We start from the raw sequence: 20,012 nt of genomic DNA on the forward strand, positions 1-20,012 counted from the left end.
TTTCGGTTCTCTTTATGATCCGGTTCTTCTACATCTATTTCTGGAAGCGCCCAAACGGCAACAGAACCCGGATTGACCAGGAATGTGGCACAGCCGTCTTTACCTATTTCGATAATCTCATCACGGGAATTCAGCATGTCTACCCACTTTTCGCCGGCTCTTTCTTCTCCGACAAACATATGCTTTTCTCCACCTTCTTCGCTGTTATTAATGATAACCGCACAGCCGGAGCGCTCAATTTCTTTTACGCCGCGCCGCACCCAGCCGATTGTATTCGGGTGGTCAAAGTAATCTTTCTGATCGCCATATGCTTTATGTAGGCGGCAGTATAAAAGCGGGTCAATTGCTTCTTTTTTCCCTTCTATTGGATGTTCGCCACTAATTCCATAATAATCACCATAAAAAACGCACGGATAACCATCATACCGAAGCAGCGTCAGCGCATACGCACTTTGCTTGAACCAGTCTGCCAGGAAGGACTCCAGCGATTCTCCCGGCTGCGTATCGTGATTATCAACGAACGTTACGGCGTTTTGCGGATAATTTTGTACAACTGTGCCATCGAAAATTTTCGATAAATCATATTTCGCCCCTTCCTGGGAGGCCGTAAATAAATTGTATTTTAAGGGCACATCAAACAAATGAATCCGGCCGCCTGTTGCTTCAATCATATGAGCGCATGATTCGAGATCAGGCACCCAGAATTCACCGACAAAAAAGAAATCTCCATCATGCTCCTCTTCCACTTCTTTCGTAAATTGATCAATAAACTTGTAATCAATATGCTTGATCGCGTCAAGCCGGTATCCGTCACAATTTAATTCTTCCGCCAGCCATTTTCCCCACTTAATCATTTCTTCCCGCACGGCTGGATGTCGATAGTCAATGTTGGCAAACATTAAATAATCATAATTGCCGAATTCGTCATCTACATTTTCATTCCACTTTTTATATTCACCTTCAATTCGGAAAATACCAGTCCGATCCTGTTTGGCATCATAATCAGTGCCATTAAAATGATCAAATGTCCAAATAAAATCAGAGTACTTTCCTTTTCGTCCAGGGAATGTAAATTTGGTCCATCCCTCAATATCAAACGGCGCTTTTGAAATTACTTTTTTGCGATCAAGCTCGTCCACTTCCACAACTGCAAACGTTTCGGTTTCATCCGCTCCCGCCTTGTGGTTCATCACCACATCAACGTAAACATGAATACCGGCTTCATGGCATGCTTTAATCGCTTGCTGTAATTCCTCTTTTGTGCCGTACTTTGTTGGAATGGTTCCTTTTTGATCAAACTCGCCAAGATCAAATAAATCGTACACGCCGTATCCCTGGTCCTCGGCCGACTGTCCTTTCGTAACCGGCGGAACCCATACGGCACCGATGCCTGCTTCCTTTAATTCTTTTGCCCGCTCGGCAAGCCTTTTCCAATGCTTTTGGTCGGCCGGCAAATGCCACTCAAAAAACTGCATCATTGTACGATTTCGCTCCATCTTCATCTCTCCTGTCTTCCTCTTGTGAAAAACTGTATAAACTCTTTATACCCAATTTGCAGAGAAAATGATCAGATTGACAAAAATAAATCGGCTGCCTTATACAAGGCAGCCGATGGTCGTTAAGCTGTTTGAATCGCCATCGCAATTTCATCACAGCTCGGAAATTTCGGGCAGTGCACACAATCCGTCCAGACTTTCTGCGGCATCTCTGTTTTTGAAATAATTTCAAATCCGCATTTTTCAAAAAAAGCGACTTGATACGTTAAGGAAATCAGCTTTGGAATCCCAATTAATTCAGTTTCTTCTATAATGCGCTTGACGAGCATCTTTCCAATGCCCCGCCCTTTTGCGCTGTCTTTCACCGCAAGCGAACGAACCTCAGCGAGATCGTGACCAAGTATCGCAAGGCTTGCAAGACCAAGAATCTCTCCATCTTCTTCTGCAACAGAAATCGATTGCAAATTCAGAATGAGCGAGTCTTTCGTTCGTGGCAGCATCAGCCCTTCTTTTGCATAATGATTCACAAGTTCAAATATTTGCTCCACGTCACCCAGCACGGCTTTGCGTACTTTAATCACGATTTCTCACCCTTCCCGCTTCTCTTTTATCCTTTTATCTTACTCGATTCCGTAAAGATGTCAATACTATGTATTCATTTAGTCTGAATAATTATTCAAATACTCTTCGCGTTCTCCCTTGTTTCCGTGTATAATAAAAGCATCGACATAAACGTATAGGGGGATTTTCTTTGATTCATTTTCCAAAAGGCTTTTCATCCTGCTCACTCAATGCAGGGATAAAAGACGACACACTTGATTTCACCATTATTTACTCAGATACACGGGCAGCGGCAGCGGCTATGTTTACGAAAAACCAATTTTGCGGTGCACCAATTGTGATTGGCAAAGAGCATGTGAAAGACGGTTACCTGCAGGCGATTGCCGTTAACAGCAAAAATGCCAACGTGGCGACCGGCGAAAAAGGACTTCAGGATGCCCGGACGATGACGGAAGCGGTTGCGGCCGAGCTTGGAATTGACCCTTCCGATGTGCTTCCTTCTTCTACCGGTGTAATTGGCGTACCGCTGCCAATCGAAAAAATTGTGTCGGCTGTGCCCGGCTTAAAAGCCGAGCTTCGCCCAGACGGCCTTGAGCAATCTGCGAAAGCAATCATGACAACTGATACGTACCCGAAATTTCGGACCCGCAAAATTGGGGAGGTTACGCTTGCTGCAATGGCAAAAGGATCTGGCATGATTGAACCGAATATGGCGACAATGCTTAGTTATATTTTAACAGATGCAAAAATAGAAGCAGACGATTTAAAAGCGATGCTTCAGCGAGCGGTAAATGTATCGTTCAACAGCGTGTCAGTAGATGGCGATACAAGCACAAGCGATACAGTCGCAATCATGGCAAATGGACTGGCAGGCGAAGTGAACCTGGCCGAGTTTGAAGCAGTACTGACGGATCTCTGCATTGAACTGGCGAAAGAAATCGCCCGGGATGGAGAAGGAGCGACGAAACTTGTGGAAGTGCAGGTTACAGGAGCTGACAGCGATACCGTGGCGAAGAAAATCGGTAAATCCATTATTAACTCGCCGCTTGTAAAAACCGCTCTCTTCGGTGAAGACCCGAACTGGGGCCGGATTATGTCCACGATTGGCAACTCGGAGGATGCCGTTGACACTTCTTCTGTTTCCGTTTCTTTTGCCGACGTATATGTGTTCCAAGACGGTGCACCGACAGAAGACAAACGCGCCGAGCTGGAGGAATATTTAAAAACAGATGAAGTACTCATTAAAATATCACTCGGAACTGGAACGGGTGCTGCTACCGTATGGGGCTGTGACCTTTCCTATGATTATGTGAAAATTAATGGTGAATACACGACGTGAAGCTCTGCCCGCCCCTCTCGGGCGGGCTTTTTGCTTTTTTCATCCACCTGTGCTACCCTTTGACTAACGACCGTTAGGAAGGAAGCTATCATGAAAGAAACTATTAAAAAAGCGGCTGCGGCTCTTTTTGCCGAGTATGGGTATGCCGGAACATCACTGGCACAGATCAGTGAAAAAGTCGGTATTAAAAAGCCCTCTCTTTACGCTCATTTTAAAAGCAAGGATCACTTGTTTGAATGTATTATGGAAGATGCCTTTGATGCGGAAACAAAACGGGTTGAAGAAGCAGGTGATTTACACAAGCTCCTTCAGTCTTACCTTTTTCTTTATGAGGAAGATGCGCTATTTCGATTTTTGCTGACAAGCTCTTTTTTCCCGCCTGATTTTTTAAAGAAGCGTATTTTAGAACAGTATGATGAATATCTTCACGCGCTTGAAGAAAAAGTAAAAACGGTGCTGCCGTCCGATTCTGTTCATGCAGAAGACGCGGCCGTCATGTATACGATTATTTTAGACAGCTTATTTGTTGAGCTGTGTTATGGAACGCGGGAACGCTCGCAAAAGCGGCTCGATACAGCTTGGCGAGTGTATGAACAGGCTTTTATGAAAGGACAGAAAAAGAGATGAATGTAAAATGGCTTCTCGTTCTCGTAGCGGGATTTTTTGAAGTTGGATGGGCAGCAGGATTAAAGCATGCCGATTCGCTGTTTGAATGGATGCTGACCGCGGCAGCGATTGTGATTAGTTTCCTTCTTTTGCTGTATTGCTCAACTCAGCTGCCGGCCACGACGGTTTACGCCGCTTTTGTCGGGCTTGGTTCTGCCGGTACCGTTCTGCTTGAAATGATACTTTTTGATGAGCCCTTCAGCTGGATTAAAATTGGCCTGATTGCCGTGCTCCTCATTGGAATAATTGGATTAAAAACCGTTACGGTTGAAAGAGATGTGACGGCTTCATGAGCTGGGTATTATTAATTTCAGCCGGTTTGTTGGAGGTAGTCGGCGTTGCTGGAATGACGATGGTCAGCGAGCGGAAAACAGTCCGTTCTTTTCTCGTTATGTTCGGCGGCTTTGGCTTAAGCTTTCTTCTTCTTACCCTTGCGATGAGCTCTCTTCCAATGGGAACGGCATACAGCGTCTGGACAGGCATTGGAACTGTCGGCAGCGCGCTGGTCGGCATGATTGTTTATAAAGAGCCCCGGGATGCCCGGCGGATTCTTTTTATTGCCATGATTATTAGTTCAGTCATTGGCTTAAAGCTCGTTTCATAAAAAAAACTGCCCTCAGGCAGTTTTTTATTTTTAGATAAACTTCGTATTGAGCCAGCCGCAAAACAGGACATAATCGCTCTTTACACGTTCTTTGTATGCCATAGACATAAAAATAAGCTGTGTTTCAAATGCGTCATATTCCTCCCCAATGGCTTTTAAAATTTCTTCCTCACTATGGTAGTCAAGCAATGAATGTTCGATGTCACGGTCTGCACGGGCATGAATTTTTGCCGCGATGCCGCCGAACACTTCAAGTACTTTATCAAATTCCTGGTTATTCTCGATATCTTCCGGCTTGATTCGTTTTTTGTATGGCGAGCGCTCCCGCACGTAAAAGTGGCGGTTATCAATCGTGACAAAACCTAGAAACGGATCGTCATAGTGATGCATCGCTTTTTGGGTCGTCACCACCCGTTCACCCTGATGGCCATATCTCAGCCAAAATTCTTCATCGTACGGCATAAAGTAAGCAGGAACCGGTGCGCGAACTTCCTTCATTTCTAAAATAATATCATCAAGCTCTTGTTCGCATTCTTCTTTTCCTTCTATTAAAATGTAAAAGCGGTCGAGGCCGATCGAAGCTGTTCCGGACCCGCTTTTACGAACAATATGCTTGATTTCATAAAATTCACTTTTCTTTCTGTCTTCTTCATCAAGGCTTTCTACATACTGGCACCAGGCGGCCTCGATTTTTTGCTGTTCTTTCTGTGTAACAGGCTGGAGTTCTTCAGAAAGTGCAAACATCCGCCTGCCCGCTTCTTTAACGGTCCAGCGGTCAAGCAGTCTGACAAGGTCACGCTTTTCAAGCTTTTTGAGTACTTTCCGGATCGGTCCTTTCGTGTTTTCCTCTGTGAAAAACAACGTCACCGGACTCTCTTTGCCTTTTACAAACTTTTTCAGCTGTTTGTAATAAGCTTGAAGAAACGCACGCATTCTTTCTTCAGAATCGGTAAATCCATATTGTTCACAATAAAGTGCAATGCTGACCGTCATGCGGAGCAAATCATATACATAGGAACCCATATAACCTTCATCAAAATCATTCACGTCATAAACAAGGTCCCCTTCACTATTTTGAAATGCCCCAAAATTCTCCAGATGCATATCACCTTGAATCCACGTCGGCTTATCTTCCGGTGTATGGAAAGAAAATGGAATTTTCGTTACGTCATAGTAAAATAAATACGCATTACCCCGGAAAAAACGAAACGGATTTTCCGCCATTTGCCGGTATTTCTGTTTTCGTTTATCATGACTCAGGCCGGTGATCCGTGAGTCAAATTCATTCAGCACCGTTTCCAGCATATTGCAACGAAGTGTCCGGCGCGTTTTTTGCACTTCGGCCATCCAATTTTCAATCATCCCTACCCCTCCCTCGTCTTTTTTATTTTACCACAACAAAAAAGAGCGCGGTTTGAAAAAAACAGCGCTTACGCAGGGAACCATATTTTGGCCAAATAAATGACAACAGCGACCGTAACGCTGCTCAGTATCGTCGTAACGATCACCGCTTGAGAAGCGAATTCAGGATAATTATCGTACTCAAGTGCCAAAAGCGCACTATTCCGCGAGGTCGGAAACGAGCTGGCAATAAACATAGCCTGTGCCAGCGTGCCATGCACATTCAAGATTGTAATCACGAGCAGCCCGATTGCGGGAGACAGAAAAAGCCGGGTAAACACAGCCAGCACAAGCGGCTTTGAAAGAGAAGTAATTTTCATATACGCACACTGGGCGCCTAATGTAAGAAGAGCCACTGCCAAAAATGCGTTAGAGGCGTTCTGAATGGGCGACCATAAAAAAGAAGGGACGGTCACACCAGCCGCCTTCAAGATAACCGCTGCCACAAGAGCATGAAGCACTGGCAGCTTCAACACTTTTTTTAATACTTTCTCACCTTGGGCAGAAGCAGAAACGGAATTATAAAACCCCCACGTATAGGTGAGCAGGTTTTGAAAAATCGAGATAATAATCTGAACCGACAAACCGAGCGGGTTCGCCGCAAAGACAAGACCGCTTACCGGCAGCCCATAATTGCCGGAATTGCTTAACACTCCGCTGTTTTGATAGCTTGAGGACAGCTTCCGGTCAAAACCGGCCAGCTTGGAAATAAGGAGCGCTGCCACAATTAAAAGTCCATTGAACAACAGCAAATAGGCAAAAACAATCCCAGCTGTTTTGCCCGATAATTCCGTTTCATATATATTGACGAAGCAAACCATCGGCAGAAAAAAGTTAATCGTAAGCTTTGATAAAGTAGGCATATGCAGCGTGTACTTCCGGTGCAGCACAGCCCCCGCAGCGATGAGTAAAAACATCGGTAAAATAATTTGAAGGAACACACTAGCGAAAACCAACATGTTGAAAACGCCTCCATCTTGTCAAAAAAGAAAACGGAGCGCGGCGCTCCGTTTTCCCTGGGGATGTGATCCACTTCTGTTCACATCAGGGGATAAAACAAGAGTAACATAGTACATTATGAAGGAACAGGTTATTGCTATTTTATTCTTTTTGTTCATATTGTTCATGATCCGGATGCTTCTTCTTTTAAAAACCGGCTGATCCATGCACTTACAATTTCAGGATATTCATGATGAAGCCAATGAGTTGCTTCATCTATTAACACGAGCTGCCCGTTCCCACATTGCTCGACACTTTTCTTGGCCAGTATAAGAGACAACGTCGCGTCTTTTCGGCCCCATAGCATCCGTACAGGCACAGCCGGTCCGGGAGCTGAGATGTCGAAAAAATCCTGCTGCCGCATCGCTCTATACCAATTAAGCATGGCTGTAACGGATCCTTTTTCCGCCCATGCTTCTTTGTACACCCGCATATCCTTCTCATCAAAGGTTCCTGGATGGGCGGTTGCTTTCATCAGCTTTTCGAGCAGGCTGTACTCATTTCGCTTGAGCAGCCATTCCGGCAAAAACGGAAGCTGAAAAAAGAAAATATAAGCGCTTTTGAGCCATTGAAGGGGATAAAACGGAGCGGCTTTGGCAAAAACAGCTGGATGCGGCACATTCAAAATGACCAGCTTTTGTACAAAATCGGGATAAACAGAAGCTAAAAACCAGCCGACAATGCCTCCCCAGTCATGACCCACCACAAGAGCTTTTTCACAGCCGAAAGATTGAATAAGGTTTGTTATGTCTTTCGCAATCACATCGAGTGTATACGCCTCGAGCGGCTTAGGCTTGCTGCTTTTTGAGTAGCCCCGCATATTGGGCACGACCACCCGATAGCCTTGCTCCACTAAAGCATCAGCCTGCTTCTTCCAGCCATAGGAGCATTCCGGGAATCCGTGCAGCAATAAAACAAGCTCTCCATTCTCCGGCCCGGCCATTTCGGTGTAAAGATCAATTCCATTTACCCCAATGAGCCGCTTCGTCCATTTATATGTATCCACCTTCTTCACTCCTTTTCCCGAATGTTTCTTCGTCTCTTTTCTCATTCCCCTTCACTGCCTAAATATGCAAAGAGAGAATAGAAAAAGCTGCCCGGTTTCTCGGACAGCTTAGTGTGTAGACAAATTCTTTCACTTTTAAAAAAGAGCCGATAAGTGGTGTTGAAGATCAATAAACAAGGATTGAATAGACTTTTTCTCTTTTTTAAACAGAAAGATACGACCTTATCTTATTAGCTCTATGGAATCTTATCGCAAGCCACTTGGCGGCGGGAGGGCAGCGCAGACTCCTATGGGACGAGCGGGCAGCTGAGACCGGTGAGCCGCCAGGCGAAGTCGGGCTCAGCGCCTGCCCCATGGAAAGCGGAGCTGCCTGGACGCCACCGATCCATCCCATTTATGTGCACAGTCATCCATATAATTTATTTTCTTATTTCGGCATATTGACAAACAGTTCATCGACAGCCGGTTTTCCTTTAACCAATCCTGTTTGTTCCATCCAATCGGCTGTTTTTTGCCACGTTTCTTCTTCCTGATAGCCAAAGCCCTGCTCTGATTCCATAAGCGGCAGCAAAATATCCAGGCTTTCTTTTTCCACTTTTTCTTCAAGCGGGAAATTTTCTTTTTCCTGGTTCGCCATTAAAATATCCAATGCGCCGTCGGGATCTTTTTTCACATCTTCAAATCCTTTTTCGGCTGCACGCCAGAATGCTTCGATCAATTCCGGATTTTCTTTCCACGTTTTATCGCTCGTCACAGCAATTAATTCATAAAAAGACGGCACACCGTAATCAGTCAAATCAAAATTAGCGGTTTTGTACCCTTCAAATTCTAACAGCGGCACTTCGTGGTTAATATAAGCACCTACCACTGCATCCGCTTTTTTGCTGATAAGAGATGCGTTTAATTCAAAGCCGACATCCACTAAATCTACTTTCGACGGATCGCCGCCGTCTTTCTCCACCATCGTTTTCACAATCGATTCATTCAGCGGAATTCCTGTGTAGCCAACTGTTTTGCCTTCCAAATCTTTTGGCGATTTAATATTGCTTTCTGCAAGCGACACAACCCGGTTCAGCGGCTCCCGTACAATGGCGCCGACTGATTTTACACCAACATTTTGCTCAGTACGCGCCACAATTACATCCGGCTGATACGTAATGGCCATTGTTACTTGATCAGACGCGGCCATTCCAATCGGGTCTGTCGCATTTGCCGGGAATTGAATGTCCAGGTTAATGCCTTCATCTTCAAAGTAGCCCTTTTCCTTCGCTACATATAAAAAACTGTGTACGGCATTTGGATACCAGTCCAGCATAATGCTGACATCCTGCATCTCCTTTTGGCCGCCCTCTTCTGCTGTTTCTTTTGGTTTTTCTTCATTGGCTCCGCATCCTGCGAGCATAACCGCAGCAAGAGCACCCGCTATCCATTTTTTCATTCGTTTTTCCTCCATTTCATTGACCGCTTTTCAAGCAGTTTAACTAATATAAATAACACAATGCCTACAATCGAGAGCAGCACAACAGGCGCAAAAACAGCCGCTCCATCAAACTGGGTCATCATGCGGCGGCTGAAGTAGCCAAGCCCGGCCTGTGCTCCGAGCCATTCACCAATCGCCGCACCAATCACGCTTAGTGTAACCGCGACCTTTAACCCTGAATAAAAGTGCGGCTTTGCAGAAGGCACCTGCACTTTAAAGAAAATATCCTTTTTTGTTCCACCCATTGTGAGCATCAACTCACGCAGCTCTTTACTGCTGGATTTTAAACCGTCAAATGTATTGACCGTGATCGGAAAAAAGGTAATGAGCACTGTTACCACGACCTTGCTCCAGATCCCATAGCCGAAAAACAAGATAAAAATAGGTGCCAGTGCAATGGTTGGAATCATTTGCGATGAAATCACAATTGGATAAAAAGCCCGTTCTGCCGTTTCACTTGCTGCCATCCAGACCGCCAGCGCCACGCCAAGCACAATCGAGATGGCAAGCCCGATTAAAATGATCGACAGTGTAGACGGCAGATGCTCTAGAAAAAGTGTTTCCCGAAGCTCCCAAAAACGAACCGCTACACCGGACGGAGACGGAAAAATAAACGGAAGATTCACCAGGCGGGCGGCCAGCTCCCATAAGCCGAATAGGAGAAGCACAATCAGCAGGGCAGGTCCATACTTCTTCATCATGGCTTTTTCACCCCGTTCCGCAGCTGGTCAATCAAGTCATTTTTCAGCTTTATTACAGCCGGATCATTTAAATCCCGCTGCGATCTTGGGCGGCTAAGCGGAACCGCTACTTCCTCAAGCGTACGGACCGGTGTATCCCGGAAAATAAAAATCCGGTCCGATAAAAACAGTGCCTCATTCACGTCATGGGTAATAAAGAGGATAGTTTTCTCCCGCTGCTCCCATTGATCCAAGAGCCACTCCTGCATGGACAGGCGTGTAATGGCATCCAAGGCACTGAACGGTTCATCGAGAAGCAGAATATTGGAACCAGTCAAAACAGAGCGTAAAAAGGATACACGCTGGCGCATACCGCCGGACAGTTCAGACGGGTATTTGTCCGCTGAGCCTTCAAGTCCAAACTCATCCAGCAGCGGTATAATGCGTTTGGCTGCTTCTCTTTTGGATACGCCGGCCAGCTCAAGCGGAACAGACGCATTTTCAAGCACTGTCCGCCACGGCATTAGCAAGTCCTGCTGCGGCATGTAGCCGGTACGGCCATGCCGGCTTTTGAACTGCTCTCCATTTAACCAAACAGCACCCATCTCCTCCTGTTCCAGCCCGGTAATGAGCCGAAACAGAGTGCTTTTGCCGGAGCCGCTCGCTCCAATAATCGTGACAAATTCATGGTCGTACACCGTCATATTCAACCGATTAAGGATTGGTTTTTTGCCGCCGTACGAAAACGATACATCCTGAAACTCAAGCACCGGCTTACGCATCGCCAGGCCACATTTCTCCGTTGTATGCCATGTCCCAAAACATGTATTCAAACCGGGTTGTGTTTAAGAAAATGTCCTCAAGCCGTGCACGCTCCCGTTCTGACTTTCCATCCGCCTGCTCATCCATTAAATCAATGCACCACTGGGCAAGCTGGCCGAATTCTTCGGAAGCATACATCCGAATCCACTCACCATACAGCTCATGGTCTGCAGCGCCCGGCCGTTTACTTAATTCCTTGCCAATTTCCCAATAGCTCCAGGCACATGGAAGTACAGCCGCCATTACATCCGCCAGCGTTCCATTTTGAGCCGCGTGCAGCATGTAATGCGTATAAGCAAGTGTAACCGGCGACGGCTTTGCCGCTTCAAGCTCTTCTTCTGTAATGCCAAAACGTGCAGCATACTGCCGGTGCAGAGCCATTTCTTCGGTTAACGTTCCGTCTAAAAGTGCCGCAAACCGGCCCATCGTCGCCACATCTTCCGCTTTCACTGCTCCAATCGCAAACACTTTCGCATATTGAATTAAATACAAATAATCCTGCACCATGTAAAAACGAAACCGGTCGGGATGAAGCGTTCCATCTCCCATTCCCTGCACAAATGGATGCTGATGGTTTTGCTTCCAGATCGGCAGGCATTTTTCTCGCAAATGATCACTAAATTTCATTTTAGCGCTCTCCTTTCTTTTGATGTGTCCAATTGTAAATAAACGCCGCCATCACTTTTGTGTAGCGAACGAGTTCATCAATGTCGAGCTGTTCATTCACCGCATGCGCATGACGAAGCGCGCCGGGTCCGTAAATAGCCGTTGGAATCCCGGCATCTGCCAGCCAGCCGCCGTCCGTTACAGAAGGGGACACATCGAGTACAGGCTTTTCATGAAAAACCGTTTGATGGGCATCTGCCAGTGCATGGACAGCCGCATGGTGAGGATCCACCTCAAACGAAGGGAAGATTTCGCCCCGGTCTTCAATCATAGACGTACCGCCCCACTCAAACCGTGGCGGATTTTCCTGCATCCACAAATCACTTTTGGCGATGTTTCCGATAAATTCTTCGACTTCCTGCGCTACACTTTCGTACGTTTCATTCGGATAAAAATGAACCGTAATCCATAGACGGCATTCGTCCGCAATAAAAGCAGCATGGCGTCCGCCTTCGATCACCGCTGGATTGATTGTCGTCGTTCCCGGCGGAAAGCCCCGATAGCTTTTCATTACCGCCCAGTGCCGTTCAAGCTCCTGCAGGCCGTGGATGATTTTTGTCATTTTTTCAATGGCGCTCGCACCCATCAGCCGGCCGCCTGCATGAATCATCTGCCGCCGTGTAGCATCGTGAAAGGTCTGGTCACTTTTTAGCGTAATCCAGCCGGTGATGACACCGCCCTGTCCCTGGATGTGCAGTTCACTCGTATCAGCTACAAGCGCAAAATCAGCATTGTAGCCGCGCTTGCAGCACTCCAGCGTTCCAGCTTCGCCGACTTCTTCGCCGATTACGGACTGAACGATCAAGTCACCCGGAAGCTTTATGCCCGCTTCATGAAGAAGCTGGATGGCAAACAGGGCCCCGGCCAGGCCGCCTTTCATATCCGCCGCTCCGCGTCCGATCACAGCATTTTCTTTTACGATTGGCGTAAACGGGTCTGATTCCCATTTCTCATCCGGCGTTACTTCTGCCACGTCCATATGGCCATTTATAATGAGACTTTTATAAGCTTCGCTGTTTGTTCCTTTTAATGTACCCACCACATTCGGATCGCCCGGGTATACATCCCATTTATCAATATCAAATCCTTTTGTGCTTAAAAACCGGGAAACAAACTCCTGGGCTTCTTCTGTATTGCGGGCTGGCGGTGCCGGTGTCCGAAACGAAATTAATGTTTTCAGCAGTTCAACCAGCTCTTCTTTTCGTTCATCTATTTGTTTATGTATTCCTTCGATCGTCTCTTTCACAGCTCTCTTCCTTTCCCAAACAAAAAACCGTTTCTTCACATGGAAGAAACGGTTGTGATGACATATCGGACATAAAGCGTCAAAACACCTCTTCCTTACGCCGGTACAAACCGGATCAAGTTTTAAGGGTTAAGGCAGCTCGCCTCTCTCAGCCCGAAGGCACCCCCAGCGGTGATTCCTATTTAATTTGATCTTGATACTAGTTTTATCACACTAAAGCATCTCATTCAATAGCAAATGCAATTTTACCAATTTGTTCGGCCTTTTCCATTCGGATGAATGCGTCTTCAAATTGGTCCAGCGTGTAGGTCTGGTCCATTATCGGACGCAGATTGTGAGTTTCAATAAACGCGAGCATCTCTCTCATTTCTTCTCCGCTCCCAAGCGTGGAGCCGTACATATTAAACTGCCCATAGAAAAATGTGCGCAAATTGATCATTACTTCATCGCCGGCAGAGGCGCCAAAAGTCACAATGGTGCCGCCTGTTTTTAACTGCTCAAGTGACCGGTTAAAGGTTGCTGCCCCGACAGACTCGATCACCAGATCCACTTTTTCTCCTCCAAGTGCTTCGCGCCAATCAGCAGCTGAATCGATCGCTTTATCCGCACCGAGCTCCAATGCTCTTTGGCGCTTTTCCTCTGACCGGGATGTTACATACACTATAGCACCGGCCGCTTTGGCAAACTGCAATAGGAAAGTGGCCACCCCGCTGCCAATTCCGGGAATAAAAACGGTCATGCCCGGCTTTACTTTTCCTCTTGTAAAAAGAGCACGGTAAGCAGTCAGGGCAGCGAGCGACAGGACACCCGCTTCTTCCCACGATAAATGAGCCGGCTTCGGTACAGCAGTTTCTGCCGGTACCGTAATAAACTCGGCAAATGTTCCATGAAAAGGCAGGCCGACAATTTCAAAGCCTTCCGGCGGGGCATCGCTTTTATCCGGCCATCCCAATCCCGGGTTGATAATCACTTCATCGCCAGTTTGAACTGTGGTTACGCCAGCACCCAATTCATCTACAATGCCGGCACCGTCTGATCCGATTACAAGCGGCGGCTCTGTTTCTTTATGGCGGTGCAGCACAAAAAGATCGCGGTGGTTTAAGCCGGCTGCTTTCAACCGTATGCGTACTTCTCCTGGTCCGGGTACCGGCTTTTCAATCTGCCCGGCCGAAACGCCTGACAGGCCTGGTTTTCCTGCGTGCAGAATGGCTTTCATCAAATTCCCCCTTCATTTTATCCATATGGTATGATTTTAACATACATATAGATAGAGACTGGTATTTTGTGTTTTGGTAATCAGGCTCGCAAAAAGAGACAATAGAATGAAAGAAATCGTAATAGACCTTTTAGCTTCCGTTTTTTTCACTGTTAATCCCGTGTTAAAACGGTCGATGGAGGAGCTGTGTGAACGGACCGCATCACAAATAGCAGACGATCAAAGGAGGATAACAATGAATCTCCCGGGTAAACCAGATTATGTAATTGAGCTGGATATGAAAAGGATTCACATTTGGTCGCTAGTGCTGACTCTTCTGTTCGTCCTGATCGGCAGTTTTGCCGCTGTCATGCTTCACGGAGAAAGCTTTTTTTCCTTTTCCATGCTTGGTATCCTGTTATGGCTTATTCTTTACGTCATCCTTATTGTGCTTCATGAAATTTGTCATTTGATCGGGTTTAAACTTTGGGGAAAATGCAAACGTGAAGATCTTGTATACGGAGTGAACCGGGAACTTGGTGTTGCGTATGCGGGCACGAAAAAAATGCTGCCGGCACGGGCTATGAAAAAAGCGCTCCTGCTCCCGTTTTGGCTGACCGGGCTGCTTCCGTTTGTAATAGGTATTTGGCTGAACAGTGCTTCTCTTATGACCGTTTCTGCTTTTTTAATCGGGGGAGCTGCAGGTGACTTTTCTATGTATGGGCAGCTGCGCCGGGTACCTAAAAATGCGTTCGTTTTTGACCATCTTCACAAACCAATTTTGTATATTTTTAATCAAAAAATAGACAGTCCTTCTTGAGGAGCTGCCCACTTTTGCTTTCCAGCTTGATGCATTTCGATATGCGGTCATTAAATATTGAGTACGATTTTTCCGAATGAATCGCCATTTTCCATGTAGTCGAGAGCTTCCGCAGCTTTTTCAAGCGGAAAATGCTTATCAATGACTGGACGAATTTTTTCTTGTTCAAATAATGTCAGCATATCGGCAAATTCCTGTGGACTGCCCATTGTGGTTCCGCGTATATCCAGGTGCTTAAAAAACGCGCGGGGCAAAACGAGCTGGGGCACTGGACCCGTTGTAGCACCAAAGCTTACAATCCGGCCTCCCGGCTTGGCAAGGTCGATTAAACGGTTAAAGGTATCCCCGCCAACCCCATCAACAATCAGATCGGCGCCGCCCATTTCGCTCTTTAACGCTTTGGCCCAGCCCTCACTCCGATAGTTGATGCCGCCGGCTGCACCCATTCGTTTAGCCCGTTCAATTTTTTCATCATTGCTTGACGAAACAAATACACGCGCTCCCTTTGCAACAGCAATTTGAAGAGCAAACAAAGCTACACCGCCGCCAATGCCGGGGATAAAGACCGTATCGCCTTTTTTCAGTTCTCCGCGCGTAATGAGTGCCCGGTAAGCCGTAAGGGCGGAAAGCGGAAGAGCCGCTGCTTCCGGCCATGTTAAGTAAGCCGGCTTTTTATATACATTCTCGCATGAGATTTTTACATATTCAGCATAGGTTCCATCTGCAGGCATGCCGAGAACGTGAAAGTCCGGCTGATTGAATCGAATGTCATCTCCCCATTGAAGGCCGGGATTGATGACAACTTCATCCCCCGCCCGCAGACTTTCCACACCGTCTCCCACGGACTCTACGATACCTGCTCCGTCTGCCCCAAGAACAGCCGGCAGCTTCATGCCCGGGTACATGCCATATGTAATGAAAACATCGCGCCGATTTAAGGAAGCATTTTTCAGCTTCACAATAATTTCCCAGCTGCCCGCAGACGGCTTTTCTACTTCCACGCACTTTACCGCGTTCGGTCCGCCTGTTTCCTGCAGTAACATGGCTTTCATTGCATTCTCCTCCTTTGTTCGACATTTTTCTGCGTTTACCCGTTCATTTTAACAAGAAAACATACCTCTGCATACGATATAGCACTACGCTGCTGAAAAGGATGTGCTTGTGATGCTGACCGAGAAACTCACAAAAGCGATCAATGGAGAATATACAGCCATTCACATTTATGAGAAGCTGGCAGATATGGCTTCAACGCCTTCCCAGAAAGAAAGAATTTTAGCCATTCGCACGGATGAAGTCCGCCATTTGGAAACATTCTCCTCTCTTTATCATGCGTTAACCGGAAACGCTCCTTCTCCTGTATGTGCCGAACCTTTTCCTAAAACATTCAAGCAAGGCATTTTGCGGGCTTTTAAGGACGAACAGGAAACGTCTGAGTTTTATCAGGACATAGCCGATTCCACTCATCTTCCTTACGTGAAAAAAGTATTTAACCGGGCGGCGGCCGATGAACAGCGCCATGCAGTTTGGTTTCTATCTTTTTTATAATCTCTTTTAAAAACCGTGCTTGCGAAGCCAGCTTTCACATACAGACGTCCATTTAGACACTTCCTTATACCCCTCAGCAAGACCAAGTCCGTGACGGCCGCTTTCAAAGATGTGCAAATCAAAGGGAACCGAAGCACGGCTCAATGCAGCCGCGAATAATAAGCTGTTTTCCACTGGGACCGGCTCATCATCTGCTGTGTGCCATAAAAAGGAGGGCGGCGTTTCTTTCGTTACGTGCCGCTCATTCGATAAAAACAGACGCTGTTCGCCCGATGAACCGGGTCCAAGCAGATTTTCCATCGATCCTTCATGGCGATGCTCGCCGAATGTAATAACAGGATAACCTAAAACGAGCAAGTCCGGACGAGACGGCTGCTGTTCAACTGGATCAGCAGCATCTGCTATTCCCTGATCGTATTTAGTGGCGAGCGTTGAGGCAAGGTGGCCTCCCGCCGAAAAACCGAGCACGCCAATTCGGTTCGGATCCACATTCCACGACACTGCATGATGCCGGACAAGACGAATGGCGCGGGAAGCATCCAAAAGCGGAACGGGTTGACGGTAAGGTGCTGTACGATAATGAACAACAAAGGCATGAATACCAAGACCGTTCAGCCATTTTGCGACAGGTTCTCCTTCGTGATCAGCTCTTCTCGCATAGCTTCCGCCCGGAAAAATGAGCATAGCCGGCGCTATACTGTCCCCAGCTGGATAAGCCATCATAGAAGGTGTTTCCTCTCCCTCAAGTTTAAAAGGAATTTCTTCTTCCCACAGGTGAATCATTCTGCTTCCTCCCTTATTTTGAATTGAATCCACGCTCGGTCACATAGCCATCCATAGACCAGATACCTTTTTTCTTTTTCTTGGCTATTTCTTGTTTCGCTTCAAACTCATCCAGGTAGCGTGTATTTGGCGGATATACATAAGCCACCCGTGCCAACCCCTCTTCAAGAAGCATTTCCTGTACGCTTCTTCCATTCACATAGACATACACTAATATTCGATTGTACTTGTCCAGGCGTTGTCCAATATCAAATTCAATCGTAATATCTCCGCCTTTGAGCAATTCTGCAGTCCGCTCCTTTGCTTCCTCACCGAGCGGCTGCCTGCCCAGCTGCGGATGACGGGTTTCTGGTGTATCAATAAGCAGAAACCGGGCACTGAATTCTTCTTCTTTCCCGTCAAGGTCCGCGTCAAAAGCAAAAACAGCGGTGTCACCGTCAACCGGGCGGACGAGCTTTGCCGGTATCGGCTCCATTACTCCTTTTGTTTTTAGAATGCTGCCTGCTTCATTAACCGGCTCCTCTGCCTCATCGATATTCGTTTCTGTTTGCTCATTTTCTTGTTCAATCGCTGTTAATACATCTTCTGTTACTTCAAGAACATCGTTCACATCTTCTAAGCTGCAGGCTGACAGAACGAAAGCTGCGGCTGAACATAGAATCAGTGTCACCTTTCTTTTCACGTTTTAATCCTCTTTTCTATCTACTAGAACTTCTACAAAAAAAACCTCTTTGAAAGAGGTTTGAGACTGTCGACAAAGTCGGCAGTCTTTTTTTTATGAAAGCTTTCACTATTAAAAAGGGCAGGTTTCTTTTCGGGAAACATCTCTTCCTAACCGCCCGCTCTCTCTGCATGAAAAAGAAACAAAGAGGCCCTTCGGCAAAAGATTTATTTGTCTACAATCTGAATCTTCTTTGAAAGAGGTTTTTATTTTCGGGCAGCTGCTTCCTGGATATAGTCGGCAATAACCGGAACAGACAGCTCGAGGCCACTTGTAGACAAACTATTTTGTACATATTGAAGCTTATTATCATCACTTGCATACGACTGAATATTAAGTATGTTATTAATATATAAAATGCCTTCATTTGTAATCATCGGCTTGATTACATGCCCGTCCGTTTCATAGTAATGACGGATTTTTGCCAGGCCATTAATAAGCCCCTGGTCAAACAAGTCGTTCATGGCAATCTCATAAACCGCCGGCTTCATATTCTCACTCATCCGTTCATGCAGCTCGTACATGACATCCGGCTTGTTCTCTAAATAATACTGTACGTAATAAGCAAGAAGCACCTGTTCTGCTACTGGTAACTGTTTTCCCATACAAACGCCTCCTTTTTAATCTTCTCTATTATACATGATGCAGGCGCCTATCAGTCAATTTCCATTCAACCTCTCTGTCTGAGGTACATATACTATGAATAATCTTAAATGCTCTGACGTGGGCATATTGACACAAAAACTCTATTAACAACTCTCTTAAATCATGATATAGTCATGACAACAAATACCATATAATAGAGGAGCTTTAAGATATGACCTTCAAAAAGGTGATGATAGCGATCATGCTTTGCGTAATGGCTTTATCACTCGTATCTCCCGCTGCAAAAGCCGCTGAACCTGCCGCTGCTTGTTATACAAAAAAAGCCGCCAGCAAAACATATATTAATGTATCTGTTGCCACGCTCTGGAAAGATACGAGTGCAAAACGAACGATAGATCAGCCGTCCCTCTCAAATCCTGTCAACATGCGGGACTGGACAGCGAACATGTCCACTGTGAAAGACCGTCTTTGGCTTACTGGAAAAGCAGAAACACAGGCCTTGTATGGCCAGGAAGTCACTGTGCTTAAAACAAGCGGCAGCTGGGCACAAGTAGCTGTGAAAGATCAGCTCACGTCCAAAAACAGTAAAGGTTATCCAGGCTGGCTGCCTAAATCACAACTTACCACACAGCCTGCTGCCTACGAGGACTGCCAGACGGCATGGGTAAAATCCAAGACCGCTTTTTTGTTTCATGATAAGAAACAGTCGTTTATGGAAATCAGCTTTAATACAGAACTGCCGATTATTAAATCAGAAACGAACTGGGTACAAGTTATGACTCCGGCAAATGGCGCCAAATGGCTTAAGAAAAGCGACATCCGGGTGCTTGCTGCAGTTCCAAACATTCCGAAACCAACCGGGTCTGTGCTTTTGGCAACAGGAAAACAGTTTCTCGGCCTTCCATATTTATGGTCGGGGATGTCGGCTTACGGCTTTGACTGTTCAGGATTCACTTCTTCGGTTTACCGGTATCACGGCATCAGCATTCCACGTGATGCGTCCGAACAGGCAAAAGCGGGCAAAGCAGTGGCAAAATCCGCTCTTCAGCCAGGCGACCTGCTGTTTTTTGCTTATAATAATGGCAAAGGACGTGTTCACCATGTCGCCATGTATGCCGGCAGCGGCCAGATGATCCATGCTCCAAAAGCCGGCAAGCGGGTTGAAATTATTTCTATGAATACTGCTCCATACAAACAGGAGTATGCAGGCGCACGCCGTTACATTCAATAAAAACATCCCCGGTTTTCTGGAGGGCACTGAAAAAGTCTAGATAGTTTTAACCAAACCAGGTATTCGACGATTGAATCGTCGAATACCTGGTTTTTTTCATTTATAATAAATTCAATACATACAGGTGGTGCTTCCAATGATTTCA

21 protein-coding genes, 1 pseudogene and 1 riboswitch are annotated in these 20,012 nt (G+C 46.3%); of the genes and pseudogenes, 7 read left to right on the plus strand and 15 right to left on the minus strand.

Translation table 11 applies throughout. The features are described from left to right. Nucleotides 1–38: 38 nt before the first annotated feature. Together M3221_RS12420 and M3221_RS12425 are read right to left on the minus strand one after the other, a co-directional pair. Nucleotides 39–1,496 (minus strand): annotated as a pseudogene (locus tag M3221_RS12420) (alpha-amylase); the annotation flags it as partial. Between the two features lie 122 nt (nucleotides 1,497–1,618). Then, on the minus strand, nucleotides 1,619–2,077 hold the full coding sequence (locus M3221_RS12425) for an N-acetyltransferase (protein ID WP_251272073.1): 459 nt from the start codon (nucleotides 2,075–2,077) through the stop codon (nucleotides 1,619–1,621). A gap of 170 nt (nucleotides 2,078–2,247) precedes the next feature. Here M3221_RS12425 and argJ point away from each other — a divergent pair, with 170 nt between their 5' ends. The 4 genes from argJ (at nucleotide 2,248) to M3221_RS12445 (ending at nucleotide 4,666) form a co-directional block, all read left to right on the plus strand. Then, a complete protein-coding gene (argJ, locus tag M3221_RS12430) occupies nucleotides 2,248–3,396 on the plus strand; it encodes a bifunctional glutamate N-acetyltransferase/amino-acid acetyltransferase ArgJ (RefSeq protein ID WP_251272074.1) in 1,149 nt (382 codons plus the stop codon). A 90-nt stretch (nucleotides 3,397–3,486) separates the two neighbouring features. Then, nucleotides 3,487–4,023: a TetR/AcrR family transcriptional regulator gene (locus M3221_RS12435; RefSeq protein WP_251272075.1), complete on the plus strand. Its 537-nt coding sequence runs from the start codon at nucleotides 3,487–3,489 to the stop codon at nucleotides 4,021–4,023. Then, on the plus strand, nucleotides 4,020–4,355 hold the full coding sequence (locus M3221_RS12440) for a DMT family transporter (RefSeq protein WP_251272076.1): 336 nt from the start codon (nucleotides 4,020–4,022) through the stop codon (nucleotides 4,353–4,355). Before M3221_RS12435 ends, M3221_RS12440 begins: the two co-directional genes overlap by 4 nt. After that, nucleotides 4,352–4,666 (plus strand): DMT family transporter, encoded by a 315-nt coding sequence (locus M3221_RS12445; RefSeq protein ID WP_251272077.1) that lies wholly within the window; start codon nucleotides 4,352–4,354, stop codon nucleotides 4,664–4,666. The genes M3221_RS12440 and M3221_RS12445 overlap by 4 nt, the downstream gene beginning before the upstream one ends. Nucleotides 4,667–4,696: 30 nt before the next feature. Here the strand turns inward: M3221_RS12445 and M3221_RS12450 are convergent, their stop codons facing one another. The 9 genes from M3221_RS12450 to M3221_RS12490 form a co-directional block, all read right to left on the minus strand. Further along, complete coding sequence (locus M3221_RS12450) at nucleotides 4,697–6,028, minus strand: DUF2252 domain-containing protein (RefSeq protein WP_251272078.1); 1,332 nt, start codon at nucleotides 6,026–6,028, stop codon at nucleotides 4,697–4,699. Nucleotides 6,029–6,096: 68 nt separating this feature from the next. After that, complete coding sequence (locus tag M3221_RS12455) at nucleotides 6,097–7,026, minus strand: AEC family transporter (protein WP_251272079.1); 930 nt, start codon at nucleotides 7,024–7,026, stop codon at nucleotides 6,097–6,099. Nucleotides 7,027–7,190: 164 nt separating this feature from the next. Next, nucleotides 7,191–8,072: an alpha/beta fold hydrolase gene (locus M3221_RS12460; RefSeq protein WP_251272080.1), complete on the minus strand. Its 882-nt coding sequence runs from the start codon at nucleotides 8,070–8,072 to the stop codon at nucleotides 7,191–7,193. Nucleotides 8,073–8,499: 427 nt separating this feature from the next. Continuing rightward, on the minus strand, nucleotides 8,500–9,510 hold the full coding sequence (locus M3221_RS12465) for an ABC transporter substrate-binding protein (protein WP_251272081.1): 1,011 nt from the start codon (nucleotides 9,508–9,510) through the stop codon (nucleotides 8,500–8,502). Beyond that, a complete protein-coding gene (locus M3221_RS12470; RefSeq protein WP_251272099.1) occupies nucleotides 9,507–10,250 on the minus strand; it encodes an ABC transporter permease in 744 nt (247 codons plus the stop codon). The genes M3221_RS12465 and M3221_RS12470 overlap by 4 nt, the downstream gene beginning before the upstream one ends. Next, on the minus strand, nucleotides 10,250–11,014 hold the full coding sequence (locus tag M3221_RS12475) for an ABC transporter ATP-binding protein (RefSeq protein ID WP_251272082.1): 765 nt from the start codon (nucleotides 11,012–11,014) through the stop codon (nucleotides 10,250–10,252). Before M3221_RS12475 ends, M3221_RS12470 begins: the two co-directional genes overlap by 1 nt. After that, nucleotides 11,007–11,681: a thiaminase II gene (gene tenA, locus M3221_RS12480; protein ID WP_251272083.1), complete on the minus strand. Its 675-nt coding sequence runs from the start codon at nucleotides 11,679–11,681 to the stop codon at nucleotides 11,007–11,009. The genes M3221_RS12475 and tenA overlap by 8 nt, the downstream gene beginning before the upstream one ends. 1 nt (nucleotide 11,682) lies before the next feature. Then, complete coding sequence (locus M3221_RS12485; protein ID WP_251272084.1) at nucleotides 11,683–12,966, minus strand: acetylornithine deacetylase; 1,284 nt, start codon at nucleotides 12,964–12,966, stop codon at nucleotides 11,683–11,685. 75 nt (nucleotides 12,967–13,041) lie between these two features. Then, nucleotides 13,042–13,143: riboswitch (TPP riboswitch) on the minus strand. Nucleotides 13,144–13,189: 46 nt separating this feature from the next. Next, nucleotides 13,190–14,182 (minus strand): zinc-binding dehydrogenase, encoded by a 993-nt coding sequence (locus M3221_RS12490; RefSeq protein WP_251272085.1) that lies wholly within the window; start codon nucleotides 14,180–14,182, stop codon nucleotides 13,190–13,192. Between the two features lie 106 nt (nucleotides 14,183–14,288). Between M3221_RS12490 and M3221_RS12495 the strand changes: the two genes are divergently transcribed. Then, on the plus strand, nucleotides 14,289–14,981 hold the full coding sequence (locus M3221_RS12495; protein WP_251272086.1) for a DUF3267 domain-containing protein: 693 nt from the start codon (nucleotides 14,289–14,291) through the stop codon (nucleotides 14,979–14,981). A gap of 50 nt (nucleotides 14,982–15,031) precedes the next feature. Here M3221_RS12495 and M3221_RS12500 read toward each other — a convergent pair whose 3' ends face one another. Beyond that, nucleotides 15,032–16,033 carry a zinc-binding dehydrogenase gene (locus tag M3221_RS12500; protein ID WP_251272087.1) on the minus strand — a complete coding sequence of 334 codons (1,002 nt, stop codon included), beginning with the start codon at nucleotides 16,031–16,033 and terminating at the stop codon, nucleotides 15,032–15,034. Nucleotides 16,034–16,145: 112 nt separating this feature from the next. On the opposite strand from M3221_RS12500, the gene M3221_RS12505 reads away from it, so the two are divergent. After that, nucleotides 16,146–16,526 carry a ferritin-like domain-containing protein gene (locus tag M3221_RS12505; protein ID WP_251272088.1) on the plus strand — a complete coding sequence of 127 codons (381 nt, stop codon included), beginning with the start codon at nucleotides 16,146–16,148 and terminating at the stop codon, nucleotides 16,524–16,526. 6 nt (nucleotides 16,527–16,532) lie between these two features. On the opposite strand, the gene M3221_RS12510 is transcribed toward M3221_RS12505, so the two are convergent. The 3 genes from M3221_RS12510 to M3221_RS12520 all read right to left on the minus strand — a co-directional run bounded on the left by M3221_RS12510 (nucleotide 16,533) and on the right by M3221_RS12520 (nucleotide 18,635). Continuing rightward, nucleotides 16,533–17,309 carry an alpha/beta hydrolase gene (locus M3221_RS12510; protein WP_251272089.1) on the minus strand — a complete coding sequence of 259 codons (777 nt, stop codon included), beginning with the start codon at nucleotides 17,307–17,309 and terminating at the stop codon, nucleotides 16,533–16,535. A gap of 13 nt (nucleotides 17,310–17,322) precedes the next feature. After that, entirely contained in the window at nucleotides 17,323–17,991 is a 669-nt protein-coding gene (locus M3221_RS12515; protein WP_251272090.1) for a thermonuclease family protein, read from the minus strand. 245 nt (nucleotides 17,992–18,236) lie between these two features. Continuing rightward, nucleotides 18,237–18,635, minus strand: a complete 399-nt coding sequence (locus M3221_RS12520; RefSeq protein WP_251272091.1) for a hypothetical protein — start codon at nucleotides 18,633–18,635, stop codon at nucleotides 18,237–18,239. Between the two features lie 212 nt (nucleotides 18,636–18,847). Between M3221_RS12520 and M3221_RS12525 the strand changes: the two genes are divergently transcribed. Next, entirely contained in the window at nucleotides 18,848–19,867 is a 1,020-nt protein-coding gene (locus M3221_RS12525; RefSeq protein WP_251272092.1) for a C40 family peptidase, read from the plus strand. Nucleotides 19,868–20,012 lie beyond the last annotated feature (145 nt).

The sequence above is a fragment of the Domibacillus indicus genome (assembly GCF_023715895.1).
GTDB lineage: Bacteria > Bacillota > Bacilli > Bacillales > Domibacillaceae > Domibacillus > Domibacillus indicus_A.

Bases quoted from the DNA above. Each gene is read 5' to 3' on its own strand.
- M3221_RS12435 (WP_251272075.1), top strand. From the start codon at position 3,487: ATGAAAGAAACTATTAAAAAAGCGGCTGCGGCTCTTTTTGCCGAGTAT.
- M3221_RS12440 (WP_251272076.1), top strand. From the start codon at position 4,020: ATGAATGTAAAATGGCTTCTCGTTCTCGTAGCGGGATTTTTTGAAGTT.
- M3221_RS12445 (WP_251272077.1), top strand. From the start codon at position 4,352: ATGAGCTGGGTATTATTAATTTCAGCCGGTTTGTTGGAGGTAGTCGGC.
- M3221_RS12450 (WP_251272078.1), bottom strand. From the start codon at position 6,028: ATGATTGAAAATTGGATGGCCGAAGTGCAAAAAACGCGCCGGACACTT.
- M3221_RS12455 (WP_251272079.1), bottom strand. From the start codon at position 7,026: ATGTTGGTTTTCGCTAGTGTGTTCCTTCAAATTATTTTACCGATGTTT.
- M3221_RS12465 (WP_251272081.1), bottom strand. From the start codon at position 9,510: ATGAAAAAATGGATAGCGGGTGCTCTTGCTGCGGTTATGCTCGCAGGA.
- M3221_RS12470 (WP_251272099.1), bottom strand. From the start codon at position 10,250: ATGAAGAAGTATGGACCTGCCCTGCTGATTGTGCTTCTCCTATTCGGC.
- M3221_RS12475 (WP_251272082.1), bottom strand. From the start codon at position 11,014: ATGCGTAAGCCGGTGCTTGAGTTTCAGGATGTATCGTTTTCGTACGGC.
- tenA (WP_251272083.1), bottom strand. From the start codon at position 11,681: ATGAAATTTAGTGATCATTTGCGAGAAAAATGCCTGCCGATCTGGAAG.
- M3221_RS12490 (WP_251272085.1), bottom strand. From the start codon at position 14,182: ATGAAAGCCATTCTGCACGCAGGAAAACCAGGCCTGTCAGGCGTTTCG.
- M3221_RS12495 (WP_251272086.1), top strand. From the start codon at position 14,289: ATGAAAGAAATCGTAATAGACCTTTTAGCTTCCGTTTTTTTCACTGTT.
- M3221_RS12500 (WP_251272087.1), bottom strand. From the start codon at position 16,033: ATGAAAGCCATGTTACTGCAGGAAACAGGCGGACCGAACGCGGTAAAG.
- M3221_RS12505 (WP_251272088.1), top strand. From the start codon at position 16,146: ATGCTGACCGAGAAACTCACAAAAGCGATCAATGGAGAATATACAGCC.
- M3221_RS12510 (WP_251272089.1), bottom strand. From the start codon at position 17,309: ATGATTCACCTGTGGGAAGAAGAAATTCCTTTTAAACTTGAGGGAGAG.
- M3221_RS12520 (WP_251272091.1), bottom strand. From the start codon at position 18,635: ATGGGAAAACAGTTACCAGTAGCAGAACAGGTGCTTCTTGCTTATTAC.
- M3221_RS12525 (WP_251272092.1), top strand. From the start codon at position 18,848: ATGACCTTCAAAAAGGTGATGATAGCGATCATGCTTTGCGTAATGGCT.